This is a genomic window from Streptomyces sp. CG4, from assembly GCF_041080655.1.
In the GTDB taxonomy this organism is placed as follows: Bacteria; Actinomycetota; Actinomycetes; order Streptomycetales; family Streptomycetaceae; genus Streptomyces.
Genome location: NZ_CP163525.1, coordinates 2229559 through 2243181, shown reverse-complemented (window position 1 = coordinate 2243181; position 13623 = coordinate 2229559). Strand labels below are relative to the sequence as shown.

Below are 13623 nucleotides of genomic sequence, written 5' to 3'. Positions count from 1 at the left end.
GGCAATGCGAGCCGGGTCCCCTCTCACTCGCTCCCGGTGACGGGCGTCAGGGCCGGTACACCTTGCCCGGTGCCGCCTTGCCGGGCGCCAGCAGCTGAGGCACCGTCACGAAGGCGTAGCCGCGCTCCTTCAGCGCGTCGATGATGCCGGGCACGGCGGGCACGGTGCCGGCGTAGATGTCGTGCAGCAGGATGATCCCGTCCCGGGACGACTGCGCGAGGACGCGCTTCTTGATGAGTGCCGAGTCGTTCGTCGTGTAGTCCTTGGCGGTCACGCTCCACAGCACCTCGGCCAGGCCCAGCTCCTTGGCGATCTTGTGCACATGGGAGTCCGTACGGCCCTGCGGCGGGCGCATCAGCGTGGGCTGGTGCCCGGTCAGCCGTTTGATCGCGTCGTTCGGCCGCTTCAGCTCGTCGCGTACCTCGGCTTCCGGGATCTTCGTGAGGATCTTGTGGTCCCAGGTGTGGCTCGCCACCTCGTGGCCCTCGGCCGCCATCCGCTTGACCAGCTGCGGGTACTTCTCGATGTGGTTCTTGCCCAGCAGGAAGAAGGTGGCCGGGACCTTCTTGTCCTTGAGGATGTCGAGCAGCCGGGGCGAGTTCTCGCTGGGCCCCGCGTCGAAGGTGAGCGCGATGCACTTGGCCTTGCGGCAGTCGACGGTCCCGAACTTCGCCGACGTCCCCTGGGCCGCCCCGGCCCGCACGGTGCTCGGTGCGGTCGTGTCGACCTGGGCGCAGCCGGACAGGGTGAGCGCCACACCGAGGGCGGCCGAGGCGAACGCGGCCGGGCGGAACCTTTGGGCGGATTTGCACATCTTGCTGGTGGCGTGCGTCTTCCTGGCGGGGTGCCGCGGTGCCGGGATCGTGTCGGTGGGGTGAGACATATAGGTCACTATACGCTCAGTGTATAGACCTGGCGTTCGATCGTTCCGATAACGTCCGACCGGGCGCACCATGGAAGGAGAGGCTCTCCGCGGAGGAGGGACCAGCCATGCGCTTCCGGGACCGTGCCGAAGCCGGGCGGGAACTCGCCGGACTGCTGAGCGACCTGCGGGACCAGGGCGTCCTCGTCGATCCCCTCGTGCTCGCGCTGCCGCGCGGCGGCATCGCCGTCGCCGAGCCGGTCGCCCGCGCTCTGGGCGCCCCGCTCGACGTACTCGTCGTCCGCAAGATCGGTGCCCCGCACCACCAGGAGTTCGCCGTCGGCGCGCTCGTCGCGGACGATCCGCCCCTCTTCGACGCCCACTCCCTCGGCCTGCTCGGCCTGACCGAGGAATCCATGGCCCCGGCGGTCGAACGCGAGCGGCGGGAGTTGCGGCGGCGCGAGCAGCGCTATCGCGGTGACCGGCCCGCGCCGGATCCGGCGGGCCGTACGGTGATCGTCGTGGACGACGGGCTCGCCACCGGGGCGACCGCTCGCGCGGCGCTGCGCCACGTGCGGCGGCGCGGCCCGGCGCGCCTGGTCCTGGCCGTCCCTGTCGGTGCCCCGGATTCCCTGGATCTGCTCGCCGACGAGGCCGACATGATCGTGTGTCCGTATCGGCCGGTCGGATTCAGCGCGGTGGGGCAGTGGTACGAGGATTTCGAGCAGCTCACGGACGACGAAGTCCTGGCTGCGCTGCAGTTGCACCGGGCTTGAAGCCGGGACACCGCCGTGCGGGGTCGGGTGGGATTGCGGACAGTAGGTGTCCGCAATCCCCGCTAGCGTGCGGGCCATGACGAAGAGCAGTGTGAAGGGCAGTGCGACCGCGGCGCCCGTCCTGGAGGCGCGTGCCCTCAACCGCGCCACCCTGGAGCGGCAGCTGTTGCTGCGCCGCTCGGCGCTGTCCCCGCTGGACGCCGTGGCGCATCTGCTGGGGCTGCAGGCACAGAACGTCGCACCGCCCTACCACGCCCTCGCCGCCCGTCTCGACGGCTTCGCGCCGGAGCGGCTGTCCGCGTTGATGGCCGGCCGCGAGGTCGCCCGGATCGTCACCCTGCGCTCCACCCTGCACACCCACACCGCCGACGACTGCCTCACCCTGCGCCCCCTCGTCCAGCCGGCCCGGGTCCGCGAGCTGGCCGCCTTCCGCAAGGGCCTGGCCGGTGTCGACCTGGACCGGCTGGCCGTTCTCGCCCGCGAGCTGGTCGAGGCCGAGCCGCGGACCATGGCTCAGCTGCGGCAGGCACTGGGCGCCCACTGGCCGGACGCCGACCCGCGGGCCCTCGCCGTCGCCGCCCGCTGCACGCTGCCGCTGGTCCAGGTCACCCCGCGCGGGCTGTGGGGCCGCAGCGGCCAGGTCGCCCTGACCACCGCCGAGCACTGGCTCGGCCGCCCGGCCGGCGAGGCCCCCGCGGTCGAGGCCGTGGTCCTGCGCTATCTCGCCGCCTTCGGCCCGGCGTCCGTCCAGGACATGCAGGCCTGGGCCGGACTCACCCGCCTCCGGGCCGCCTTCGACCGGCTCCGCCCGCGGCTGCTGACCTTCCGGGATCCGAACGGCACCGAGCTGTTCGACCTCCCCGACGCGCCACGGCCCGACCCGGACACGCCGGCCCCGCCGCGCTTCCTGCCCGAGTTCGACAATCTGCTGCTGTCCCACGCCGACCGCGGCCGCGTGGTACCGCCCGCCCACCAGGGCCGCAACTGGCGCGGCAACCAGGCCTTCCGCACCCTCCTCGTCGACGGCTTCCTGGCCGGCCTGTGGAAGCCGGACACCGACGCCCTCGTCATCGAGCCCTTCGCCCCGCTGACCCGGGCGCAGCGTGAGGAGGTCACCGCGGAGGGGGAGCGGATGCTCCGTGTGCTGTACCCGGACGTGTCGTACGACATCCGGTTCGGGACGGTCGTGCCGCAGTGAGCCGCACGCCGCGACACCCCGGCCCTCTACAGTCGGGCCCATGGAACTCCGCCAGCTCAGCTATTTCGTCGCCGTCGCCGAGGAGTTGCACTTCGGGCGGGCGGCCGAGCGGCTGCACATCGTGCAGTCGGCGGTGAGCCAGCAGATACAGCGGCTGGAGCGGGAGCTGGGTGCCGAGCTGTTCGACCGCTCGCCGCGCCGGGTGCGGCTGACCGGGGCGGGGGAGCGGCTGCTGCCCGAGGCGCGGGCGGTGCTCGCGGCGGCGGAGCGGGCGCGGGCCGCGGTGGCGGCGCCCGCCGGGCTGCGCCTCGGCACCAGCACCGGGCTCGGCGCGCATCTGGACCGGGTGCTGGCCGCGTTCGCCGAGCGGGCGCCCCAGGTGCCGGTGGAACTGGTCTCGCTGCCGGCCGGCGAACGGCTGGCCCGGGTCGCGGCGGGCCGGCTCGATGCCGCGTTCGTCCGTTCGGCCGAACCCCCGGCCGGAGTACGGGTGGTGCCCCTGTGGTCCGATCCGCTGGTCGCCGCCCTGCCGGCCGCGCACCGGCTCGCCGGGCGGGACGAGATCGACCTCGCCGACCTCGCCGGGCTGCCCCTCGCCCTCGCCCCGCGCCGCGTCAACCCCGCCCTGGTCGACCTGGTCGTCGGCGCCTGTCACGCGGCCGGGTTCGAGCCGGTGCCCGGTCCGGCGGGCGGCACCCTGCACGACACCCTCGCCACGATCGGCGCCCGGCCGCTGTGGACGGTCGTCTTCGCCGCCCACGCGCGCGTGCTGGCCACGCCCCGGGTGGCGTACGTCCCCTTCCGCGCGCCCGGACTGGCCCTGCCCACCGGTCTCGCGGTGCCCGTCGCCGACCCCTCCCCGCATCTGGAGAAACTGCTCCTGGCCTGCAGTGATCACGAAATCTGATCGCTGCGGTCGCGGACTGCTTCTTGGTCGGGGGCGCCCGCCGCGATGGACTGGACCCACCGAACAGGACCACCGTTCAAGGGAGTTCAGTCATGCCGATCGTCACCATCCAGCAGGGCCCGCGCGATGTCGAGCTCAAGCGAGAGCTGGTCAAGCGGGTCACCGACGCGTTCGTCGACGCGTACCGGATCCCGGCGGAGACCGTACAGGTGTGGATCCACGAGGTCCCCGCGGACAGCTGGGGCGCGGCCGGGAGGCTCACGGCCGACAAGTAGCCCCGCGTCCCACGGGGGTGGACGTGGAGAGGGGAGCGCTGCGGGCCGCTCGTGGTGGCTCGCAGCGCCCCCCTGGCATCTACCCGAGGGGTGCTCGGGAGGTCTTCCGGGTCACGAGTTGACCTGTGCGGTCACGAGGTCCGAGAAGGTGGTCAGCCGGGTGTACACACCCGGGTAACCGGCCTCCGCGCAACCCTCGCCCCAGGAAGTGATCCCTGCCAGGACGCCCCCGATGAGCAGGGGACCGCCGCTGTCGCCCTGGCAGGTGTCTACGCCGCCGGTGGTCTGTCCGGCGCACACCATGTCGGACTGCACGAAGTCCGAACCGTAAGAAGTCTTGCAGCTGGAGTCGGCCACGATCGGAACGGTGGCGGTCCGCAGCTGGTTGGAGGAACTGCCGTTCTCCGAGGTGGTCCCCCAGCCGAGGATCCGGGCCGTGGCCCCGGCCGCGTACACGTCCTTCTGGGCGGAGGAGACGTACGACACCGGGCTGTACGGCAGCGCCGTCTCCAGGGTCAGCACGGCCACGTCGTGGCCGTTGGTGGCGTCCGTGTAGTCCGGGTTGACCCAGACCTTGCTGACGTTGCTGACGGTGCCGTCGGTGCCGTTCAGATAGGTCCGGCCGCCGACCACACGGATGCTGCCGGCGGACTCGCCGGCCATGCAGTGCGCGGCCGTCACGACCTTCTTGGCGGCCACCAGGGTGCCGCCGCAGAACTGGTTGCCGGATGCGTCGGTGACCTGCACGACGAACGGGTACTCCGCCGTGGTGGTGGTCGTCCCGCCGACGATCGGCTGCGGGGCGGCGCTCGCCGTGGGGGCGGCGAGCAGCGCGGTCGCCGCGGTGGCGGCGGTGGCCACCAGGATCGCGGCGGTCTTTCTGGCACGTCTGAGCCCGAACATGAGTCTCCTCAGTGGGGGTTGCACCGGTGGGGGGTCGCATCGGGCGGGGGTTTGCACGGGGGTCGCGGGACCGACCCCCGTGTGCCCGGGCGAGCGGTACGCCCATTACGCTAGGACCCGGAACCCTCGGCTCCCAATGAGGGAACCCCCTAGGGGGTTGGGTGAGGGAAAACCCTCGGTCCGGTTCAGTTAACCGGCCGCGTTCTCACTTCGCGCGGCGAGCTGCCGCCAATCGGACGATATCCACGCGGGACCGGATCCCCAGCTTGCGGTAGACCCGGGTCAGTGTCGCCTCCACCGTCTTCACGCTGATGAACAGGCGCGCGGCGATCTCCCGGTTGGTGGCGCCCTCCATGACCAGCGCGGCGACCTGACGCTCCATCGAGGCCAGCATCTCCAGCCCGGCCAGCCCCGCCAGGGCGTCCGGCACGGCCGGCGCCGGTGCCGGCGCGGGGGCGGCGAGGGATTCGTCCACTTGGCGGAGCCAGGGCAACGCCCGGCAGCGGCGGAACATCCGGGTCGCCTCGTCGTAGGCCGACGAGCCGGGGTGGCCGCCGCGCAGCCGGGCCAGCGCGAACGCGGCCCGCGCCTCCTCAAGCCCGTAGCCGAGCTTGCCGAGCCGGTGCTGAGCGGACGTCAGCTGGGCCAAGGCGGCTTCCCGGTCGCCCTGCGCGGCCCGTACCAGGGCCTCGGCGCGGTCCAGGACGGCGAGGACGCTCTCCCGGCCGAGCCGCAGCGCGTGCTCGCGGCTCGTGTCGATGACATCCTGCGCCTCGGCCGGTTCACCGATGCGGACCAGGGCCTCGGCGAGGTCGCCCTGCCAGCGGCCGCGCGCCGGGTCGGTGATGCCGAGCCCCAGCTCCAGCCGGCGCACCCGGCGCAGCGAGCGGACCGTGCCCGCCGGGTCCCCGGCCACCAACTGGGCGTACCCGAGCGCGCCCAGGGCCCGGGAGAGGTACATCTGGTCGCCGTCCTCCTCGGCGTGCTCCACGGCCTCCCGGGCCAGGGCGAGGGCCCGGTCCACATCGCCGCCGGAGGCCTCCGCGAGCGAGGTGAGCATCGCCGAGGCGGTCTCGCCGATCCCGGAGTCCCGGGCCAGCCGCAGGCTGTCGCGGGCCAGCTCCAGGGCGCGCCCGCAGTGCCCGGCGCGCAGCTCGGTCTCGGCGAGGCCGCGCAGGAAGTGCACCTCGCTCTCCACCGAGCCGCGCCGGCGCACCTCGCGCAGCAGCGCGGTGACCGTCGCCCGGGCCTCGGTCAGCTGGTCGCCCATGACCAGCCAGCGGAACCGGGCGCTGCCCGCCCCGTTGTGGTGCCAGGCCACCCGGGGGTCCTGAGGCTCCTTCAGGGCGCGTTTGATGGTGCGGGGCGCCTCCGGATGGCCCATCAGGGTCTCGGTCTGCGCCTGGAAGGCGAGGGAGAGCAGTTCGGTGCGCCGGTCCTGGCCGAGCGCGGCCAGCTCGGCGGCGTGCGCGGCGGCCTCGCGGGCCTCGGTGAAATCGCCCTCCACTATCAGCGCCCGCCAGGCCAGCTGGTAGTGGATCAGGCCCAGCAGCCGGGGGTCGTCGCCGGCGTCGGCGAGGGCCTGCGGGAAGATCGCGTCGACCTCGGCCATGGTGTGGCCGGCGCTGTCGATGACGATGATCCAGGCGCGCACCCGGTCGGCGGGCACGCTCGCCCGGGACAGCACCTCGCGGGCGATGTCCCGGGCCAGGTCGAGCTCGCCCGCGGTGATCGCGTCCTCGGCGGCCTGCAGCCGGCGTTCCTCCGGGCTCGGTGTGCCCTCGGCGGGGGTGTGCCGGGCGGCCAGCAGCCCCAGGTGGGCGGCGACCGAGGGGGCACCGCGGTCCCGGGCGAGGGCGGCCGCCTCGGCGAGCCGGGCGGCGACCTCCGGATCGGTGCCGCTGCTGGCCAGGGCCAGATGCCGGGCTCGTTCGATCGGGTCGGAGGCGGCCGTGGAGAGGGCCGCGTGCGCGGCGCGCCGCTCGTGCGCGGGTGCCTCCGCGTACAGCGCGGCCGATATCAGCGGGTGCGCGAACCGTACGGCCGGGGCGTCCGGCTCGGTGGCCAGCAGCCCGAGTTCGGCGGCCTGGGCGCACTCGGCCTCGGCGTTCTCCCGGCCGGCGGCGTGCAGCAGCGCCGGGGTGGGCCGGGCACCGGCACTGGCCACGAGCAGGGTGCGGCGGGCCTCGACGGAGAGCATGTCCAGGCGGCTCAGCACCAGGGCGCGCAGCGAGGTCGGCACCGGCAGCGGCTCGCCCGGCCGGGGCGGGGCGGGACGCTCGGCGAGGGCGCGGCCCAGCTCCAGGGCGAACAGCGGATTGCCGCCGCTGGTGCGGTGGATCTCGCGGACGGTGGAGCGGGGCAGCGAGCCATGGCCGCGGTGGTCGAGCAACTGGGCGACCTGGACGCGGGAGAGCGCACCGAGCCGGACCGCGAGGGTGCCCGGCGGGCAGGCGCGCAGATGCCGGTCGTACTCCTGGCTCTCCTGGCCCTCGGTGCGCACCGCGCACAGCAGCTGTACCGGGGTGCCCTCCAGGCGCCGGGCGGCGAAGCCGAGCAGTTCGGCGCTGGCCGGGTCCAGCCACTGCAGATCGTCGGCGACGACGAGGACCCCGCCCTCGGCGGCCAGCGCGCGCAGCGCGGAGAGCACCGCGAGGCGCAGGGCGAGGCCGTCGCGCTGCAGGCTGGACTCGCCGCGGCCGGTGAGCGCCGACTCCAGGGCGGTGCGCTGGGCGGCGGGCAGCCGGGGTGAGACCTCGTCGAGGACCAGGCCGAGGAGGTCGGCGAGGGCCAGGAACGGAAGGTGGGATTCGGACTCGGTGGCGGAGCAGCGCAACACGGTGCGCGCGGTCGGGCCGTATTCCTCGGCCAATGCCCGCAGGACGGCGGATTTTCCTATTCCGGCGGGACCGTGGAGCAGCACACTGCCGCCCGAGGCGAGCTGGTCACGGGCGCCGGTGAACAGTTCCTCGCGGCCGATGACCAGGTCGGGGCGGCACCTGGCAGGCTCCTGGAAGTCCCGTCGCACGGTCACCGCTCCCCTCGTGTGTCGTGTCCGGGCCAAATTCTAGGCAACGATCCTTCAAATTCGGACGGAAGCCGTGGTGAGGGAAATAACAAATGGTCAAGCATGAAGAAATTCAAGGCGCCCGCGCTTGAATGGAAAAGTTTCCTCGCGGCCTGTCCCGCACCTGCGGCCACTGCCCGGCTCACGGCAGCAGCCCCGCCCTGCGGGCCGCGGTCACCGCCTCCCCTCGGGTGTGCGCGCCCAGCTTCCGCATCGCCGAACGCAGATAGCCCTTGACCGTCTCCGGGCGCAGCCCCAGCCGCTCGGCCACCGCCGCGTTGGTCGCCCCCGCCGCCACCCAGGACAGCACGTCCAGCTCGCGCGGCGCCAGGGTCACGCTCCGGGCCCGCGGCGCGGCGGTCAGCAGACCGCAGGCCGCGAGCAGTTCGGCCCGCAGCAGCGGATCGGCGATGCGCGGGGCCAGGGCGCGCAGCGCCGCATGCGCCTCGCGCACCTGCTCCCAGGCGGCACCCCGGTCGAGCACGGCGGGCTCCGGCCGGGCCGCCGCCAGCAGCTCCCACGCCTCGTCCCGCACCACCAGTACCTGCTCCAGGTCCCGGGCGACGGCCATGGCCGCGCCCAGCGTGCGGTCGCCGAGCGGCTGGGCCGAACGCAGCGCGCCGTAGAGCACCCCGCGCACCCGGCGCCGTACCACCACCGGGACCGCGAGTACCGAGCGGATGCCCTCGGCGGCCACCTGGACGTCGTACTCGTGGCTGATCTGCCGGGAGTTGGAGTAGTCCGTCACCGCGCACGGCCGGGCCAGTGCCACCGCCTTGCCGCCGAGCCCGCTGCCGGAGGTCACCGCGAGCGAGCGCAGCGCGGCCGTGGTCGTGCCGCTCAGCTCGCTGATCCGGATCTGCGGCCGGCCGGACTCGACGAGGCCGCCGAAGGCGACGGGGAGTCCCGTCGCCCGCCGCAGCCGGGCCGGCGCGCCGCCGATCTCCACCGTCCCCGCCGCGTCTGCCGTCATCCGTCCGCTCCTTCTGCCGTCCCCACCCCCGTTCGGGGGTAGTGAGACCTGCATCACGGATTAGACGATGCCAGAGAGCGGCCCGGCAATGGTCCGGTAATGAGGAGGAGCCAGATGACGACGGCGACGGAGATGTTCCGCGGGGCACGGGACTTCCTGCTGGAGCACCGTGCGGACTACGCCACCGCCTACCAGGGCTTCGCCTGGCCGCGGCCCGCGCACTTCAACTGGGCGCTGGAATGGTTCGACGTGATCGCCGCCGGCAACGACCGGACCGCGCTGCACATCGTCGAGGAGGACGGTGCCGAGACCCGGCTGAGCTTCGCCGAGATGTCCGAGCGGTCGAACCGAGTGGCCCGATGGCTGCGGAAGCAGGGTGTCGCCGCAGAGGACCGCATCCTCGTCATGCTCGGCAACCAGACCGAGCTGTGGGAGACCGCGCTGGCCGCGATGAAGCTGCGCGCGGTGGTCATCCCGGCCACCCCGCTGCTGGGACCCGCCGATCTGCGCGACCGCGTGGAGCGCGGCCGGGTGCGGCAGGTGATCGCGCGGACCGAGGACACCGCCAAGTTCGCCGACGTGCCCGGCGATTACACGCGGATCGCGGTCGGCGGCCGGCCCGAGCCGGGCTGGGTGCCGTACGAGGACGCGTACACCGCCCCCGCCGAGTTCCGCCCCGACGGCCCCACCCTGGCCGACGACCCGCTGATGCTCTACTTCACGTCCGGTACGACCGCCCGCCCCAAGCTGGTCGAGCACACCCACACCTCGTACCCGATCGGGCACCTGGCGACCATGTACTGGATCGGCCTCCAGCCCGGTGACGTGCATCTGAACATCTCCTCGCCGGGCTGGGCCAAGCACGCCTGGTCCAATCTCTTCGCGCCGTGGAACGCCGAGGCGACCGTCTTCCTCTACAACTACACCCGCTTCGACGCGGCCCGGCTGATGGCCGAGATGGACCGGGCCCGGGTGACCACCTTCTGCGCCCCGCCGACCGTGTGGCGCATGCTCATCCAGGCCGACCTCGGCCTGCTCGCCACCCCGCCCCGCGAGGTGGTGGCCGCGGGCGAGCCGCTCAACCCCGAGGTCATCGAGCAGGTCCGGCGGGCCTGGGGCGTCACCATCCGGGACGGCTTCGGGCAGACCGAGACCGCCGTGCAGGTCTCCAACAGCCCCGGCCAGGTGCTCAAGACCGGTTCCATGGGCCGCCCGAGCCCCGGCTACCGCGTGGAACTCCTCGACCCGGTCTCCGGCGCGCCCGGCGCCGCCGAGGGCGAGATCGCCCTCGACCTGTCCGAGCGGCCGGCCGGTCTGATGACCGGCTACCACGGCGACCCGGACCGCACCGCGGAGGCCATGGCGGGCGGCTACTACCGCACCGGGGACATCGCCTCCCGTGACGCGGACGGCTATCTGACCTACGTCGGCCGCGCGGACGACGTCTTCAAGGCCTCCGACTACAAGATCAGCCCGTTCGAGCTGGAGAGCGCGCTGCTGGAGCACGCGGCGGTGGCCGAGGCCGCCGTGGTGCCCGCGCCGGACGAGCTGCGGCTCGCGGTGCCGAAGGCGTACGTCGTGCTCGCCGAGGGCTACGAGCCCGGACCGGACACCGCGAAGGTCATCTTCGAGCACTCCCGCCAGGTGCTCGCCCCCTACAAGCGCATCCGCCGGCTGGAGTTCGGCGCGCTGCCCAAGACCGTCTCCGGCAAGATCCGCCGGATCGAGCTGCGCGAGGCGACCGCCGCGGGCTCGGCCGACGAGTACCGCGAGGAGGACTTCCGGTGACCGCTCAGCCGTCGTACACGCACGGGACGAGTCCGACCGCCCTGCTCGGAGACACCATCGGCGCCGATCTGGACCGGGCCGTCGCGAGATGGCCGGAGCGCGAGGCACTGGTCGACGTGCCGTCGGGCCGGCGCTGGACCTATGCCCAATTCGGCGCCGATGTCGAGGAGTTGGCGCAGGCGCTGGTCGCCGCCGGCGTCGCCAAGGGCGACCGGGTGGGCATCTGGGCGGTCAACTGCCCGGAATGGGTCCTGGTCCAGTACGCCACCGCCCGCATCGGCGCGATCATGGTGAACATCAACCCGGCCTACCGCACCCACGAGGTCGAGTACGTCCTGCGCCAGGCGGGGATCTCCCTGCTGTTCGCCTCCCTGCGGCACAAGGCCAGCGACTACCGGGCGATGGTCGAGGAGGTGCGGGCCGGGTGCCCGCAGTTGCGGGAGACGGTCTACATCGGCGACCCGAGCTGGGAGGCGCTGCTCCAACGCCGCACCGCCGAAGTCTCGTACCCGGAACTGTCCTGCGACGACCCCATCAACATCCAGTACACCTCGGGAACCACCGGCTTCCCGAAGGGCGCCACGCTGTCCCACCACAACATCCTCAACAACGGCTACTTCGTCGGGGAGTCGCTCGGCTACAGCGAGCAGGACAGGATCTGCGTCCCGGTCCCCTTCTACCACTGCTTCGGCATGGTCATGGGCAACCTCGCGGCCACCTCCCACGGCGCCTGCGTGGTCATCCCGGCCCCGTCCTTCGAGCCGAAGGCCACCCTGGAGGCGGTGCGGCGCGAGCGCTGTACGTCCCTGTACGGCGTGCCGACCATGTTCATCGCCGAGCTCAACCTCCCCGACTTCGCGACGTACGACCTCTCCACCCTGCGCACCGGCATCATGGCGGGCTCACCGTGCCCGGTGGAGGTGATGAAGCGGGTCATGGCCGAGATGCACATGGCGGAGGTCGCCATCTGCTACGGCATGACCGAGACCTCCCCGGTGTCCCTGCAGACCCGCAGGGACGACGACCTGGAGCACCGCACCGGCACCGTCGGCCGGGTCCTGCCGCACCTGGAGGTCAAGGTCGTCGACCCGGCCACCGGCGTCACCCAACCGCGCGGCACGGCGGGGGAGTTGTGCACCCGCGGCTACAGCGTGATGCTCGGCTACTGGAACGAGCCCGAGAAGACCGCCGAGGCCGTCGACGCGGGCCGCTGGATGCACACCGGGGACCTGGCGACGATGCGCGAGGACGGCTACGTCGAAATCGTCGGCCGGATCAAGGACATGATCATCCGGGGCGGCGAGAACATCTACCCGCGCGAGATCGAGGAGTTCCTCTACGGCCACCCCGGGATCAGGGACGTACAGGTCGTCGGGGTGCCGCACGAGACGTACGGCGAGGAGGTCCTGGCCTGCGTCATCCCGCGGGATCCCGCCGCCCCGCTCACCCTGGAGGACCTGCGCGCCTACTGCCGGGGCCGGCTCGCGCACTACAAGATCCCGAGCAGGCTGCGGATTCTGGAGGCCTTCCCGATGACGGTGAGCGGAAAGGTACGCAAGATCGAACTGCGGGAGACGTACGCGACGCCGGGCACGGCGGCCGGATGACACGGGGCGCGGCGGACCGGCACGAGCCGGGGCCGGCGCGATCTCTCCCGCCTCTCCCGCGGGTATGCGATCAGGCTCCGTCGACGCTCAGGTCGCCCGCCGAGGCGTTGACCGGGCGGGGGGTGCCCGTGAGGTCGAGGACGAACAGGGGGACGCCCAGGGTGTCGGCCCGGCTGCGGGCGTCGTCCGTGTAGCCGGCGAGGGAGAAGTACACACAGTCCGCGGACTCCGTCATCGCCGTCAGCCACAGGCACTCCACGTCCCGGGGTGCCGCCGGGCGGACGGTCGGGTCCACCTGGGCGAGGACGCCGTGGCCGGCCAGCCCGATGCCGTTCGGCGGGCGCTGGTCGGCGCGCCGGATGTCCCGGTAGCCGAGCCAGCGCAGATAGAGCGCGGCGGTGGTGACGGCGTCGCGGGCGGTACGGATGGTGCGCGGCTGGAAGGCGGGGCCGCGGGCCGGGTGGGCGGGGCGGGTGCCGGACTTCGACTTGGTGGCCGACGCGGACGGGGGAGGCGGGGCCGACTCGGGTGACGAGGACGGCGAGGGTGACGGGGACGTCGGGGCCGTCGAGGCTGACGGGGCCGGCGAGGCTGGCGGGGGCTGTGATGCCGACACGGAGTGCAGGGACCCCGTAGCCACTCCCGGCTCCATACCCACTCCCGGCGTCGAGGCCGAGCCGGACGTGGGTTCCGGCATCGGGTCCGACCTCGATGCCGCCTTCGTGGTCTCCGTCGTGATCTCCTTCGTGGTCTCCGTCATGATCTCTGTCCCGGCCGGTAGGGACACCGGGATGCGCAGGACCGTGCCGCAGGGGCAGCCGAGCTCCGGGTGGGGCCAGTGGTTGCGGCGGGCGCAACGGGTGCACGGCAGCGCGATCCACTCGTCGTCCCAGGCCCGGTGCCCGGCCACGACCGGCGCCGCGGCCGGGTCGAGGCGCGGGGCGGTGGGTGTGCCGCACGCGCAGGGATACACCGGCGCGGTGTAGACGTGCTCGCGCCGACAGACGGGACAGCGCACCGGCATGCTCTCGGGCATGGCCACTCCCAGGCGTCGCGTCGGGACAGCGCCTCTCATCGTCCTCCTCCCGCACCCCGCTTGTCCGGCGCTTGCCATGTCTCCGGACCTCTCTTGACGACATTGACCGGCGCTTCTACATTGATTCCAGATAGTAGAAGTTAAGTTCCGCAATGCGGAAGTTTGACACTCGGGAGAGTGTGCTCACCGCGGGGCGCGACGGGAGTACGCATCCGACAGCCGAAGCAGGAG

General features: G+C 73.0%; 11 protein-coding genes. 6 read left to right on the top strand and 5 right to left on the bottom strand.

The features are described 5' to 3' along the window. Nucleotides 1-46 precede the first annotated feature (46 nt). Nucleotides 47-814: a polysaccharide deacetylase family protein gene (locus AB5L52_RS10280; RefSeq protein ID WP_369368848.1), complete on the bottom strand. Its 768-nt coding sequence runs from the start codon at nt 812-814 to the stop codon at nt 47-49. Between the two features lie 176 nt (nt 815-990). Between AB5L52_RS10280 and AB5L52_RS10275 the strand changes: the two genes are divergently transcribed. From AB5L52_RS10275 to dmpI, 4 genes are all read left to right on the top strand, one after another. Then, nucleotides 991-1638: a phosphoribosyltransferase gene (locus AB5L52_RS10275; protein ID WP_369363501.1), complete on the top strand. Its 648-nt coding sequence runs from the start codon at nt 991-993 to the stop codon at nt 1636-1638. 76 nt (nt 1639-1714) lie between these two features. Next, a complete protein-coding gene (locus tag AB5L52_RS10270; protein WP_369363500.1) occupies nt 1715-2836 on the top strand; it encodes a winged helix DNA-binding domain-containing protein in 1122 nt (373 codons plus the stop codon). A gap of 40 nt (nt 2837-2876) precedes the next feature. Continuing rightward, nucleotides 2877-3743, top strand: a complete 867-nt coding sequence (locus AB5L52_RS10265) for a LysR family transcriptional regulator (RefSeq protein ID WP_369363498.1) — start codon at nt 2877-2879, stop codon at nt 3741-3743. A 92-nt stretch (nt 3744-3835) separates the two neighbouring features. Further along, nucleotides 3836-4018, top strand: a complete 183-nt coding sequence (gene dmpI, locus AB5L52_RS10260) for a 4-oxalocrotonate tautomerase DmpI (RefSeq protein ID WP_351569092.1) — start codon at nt 3836-3838, stop codon at nt 4016-4018. A 111-nt stretch (nt 4019-4129) separates the two neighbouring features. On the opposite strand, the gene AB5L52_RS10255 is transcribed toward dmpI, so the two are convergent. The 3 genes from AB5L52_RS10255 to AB5L52_RS10245 all read right to left on the bottom strand — a co-directional run bounded on the left by AB5L52_RS10255 (nt 4130) and on the right by AB5L52_RS10245 (nt 8961). Further along, nucleotides 4130-4921 carry a serine protease gene (locus tag AB5L52_RS10255; RefSeq protein WP_351031233.1) on the bottom strand — a complete coding sequence of 264 codons (792 nt, stop codon included), beginning with the start codon at nt 4919-4921 and terminating at the stop codon, nt 4130-4132. Nucleotides 4922-5126: 205 nt separating this feature from the next. Further along, entirely contained in the window at nt 5127-7955 is a 2829-nt protein-coding gene (locus tag AB5L52_RS10250) for a LuxR family transcriptional regulator (protein WP_351569089.1), read from the bottom strand. Nucleotides 7956-8130: 175 nt separating this feature from the next. Further along, nucleotides 8131-8961, bottom strand: coding sequence for a response regulator transcription factor (locus AB5L52_RS10245; protein ID WP_369363495.1), 831 nt, complete (start codon nt 8959-8961; stop codon nt 8131-8133). 114 nt (nt 8962-9075) lie between these two features. Here AB5L52_RS10245 and AB5L52_RS10240 point away from each other — a divergent pair, with 114 nt between their 5' ends. Then, on the top strand, nt 9076-10749 hold the full coding sequence (locus AB5L52_RS10240; RefSeq protein ID WP_369363494.1) for an AMP-binding protein: 1674 nt from the start codon (nt 9076-9078) through the stop codon (nt 10747-10749). Further along, nucleotides 10746-12356, top strand: a complete 1611-nt coding sequence (locus tag AB5L52_RS10235; RefSeq protein WP_351031749.1) for an AMP-binding protein — start codon at nt 10746-10748, stop codon at nt 12354-12356. The genes AB5L52_RS10240 and AB5L52_RS10235 overlap by 4 nt, the downstream gene beginning before the upstream one ends. 70 nt (nt 12357-12426) lie before the next feature. Here the strand turns inward: AB5L52_RS10235 and AB5L52_RS10230 are convergent, their stop codons facing one another. After that, nucleotides 12427-13392 carry a hypothetical protein gene (locus tag AB5L52_RS10230; RefSeq protein WP_369363492.1) on the bottom strand — a complete coding sequence of 322 codons (966 nt, stop codon included), beginning with the start codon at nt 13390-13392 and terminating at the stop codon, nt 12427-12429. Between the last annotated feature and the right edge of the window lie 231 nt (nt 13393-13623).

Coding starts and splice junctions, on each gene's coding strand:
- AB5L52_RS10280 (WP_369368848.1), bottom strand. CDS start 814: ATGTGCAAATCCGCCCAAAGGTTCCGCCCGGCCGCGTTCGCCTCGGCC.
- AB5L52_RS10275 (WP_369363501.1), top strand. CDS start 991: ATGCGCTTCCGGGACCGTGCCGAAGCCGGGCGGGAACTCGCCGGACTG.
- AB5L52_RS10270 (WP_369363500.1), top strand. CDS start 1,715: ATGACGAAGAGCAGTGTGAAGGGCAGTGCGACCGCGGCGCCCGTCCTG.
- AB5L52_RS10265 (WP_369363498.1), top strand. CDS start 2,877: ATGGAACTCCGCCAGCTCAGCTATTTCGTCGCCGTCGCCGAGGAGTTG.
- dmpI (WP_351569092.1), top strand. CDS start 3,836: ATGCCGATCGTCACCATCCAGCAGGGCCCGCGCGATGTCGAGCTCAAG.
- AB5L52_RS10255 (WP_351031233.1), bottom strand. CDS start 4,921: ATGTTCGGGCTCAGACGTGCCAGAAAGACCGCCGCGATCCTGGTGGCC.
- AB5L52_RS10245 (WP_369363495.1), bottom strand. CDS start 8,961: ATGACGGCAGACGCGGCGGGGACGGTGGAGATCGGCGGCGCGCCGGCC.
- AB5L52_RS10240 (WP_369363494.1), top strand. CDS start 9,076: ATGACGACGGCGACGGAGATGTTCCGCGGGGCACGGGACTTCCTGCTG.
- AB5L52_RS10230 (WP_369363492.1), bottom strand. CDS start 13,392: ATGCCCGAGAGCATGCCGGTGCGCTGTCCCGTCTGTCGGCGCGAGCAC.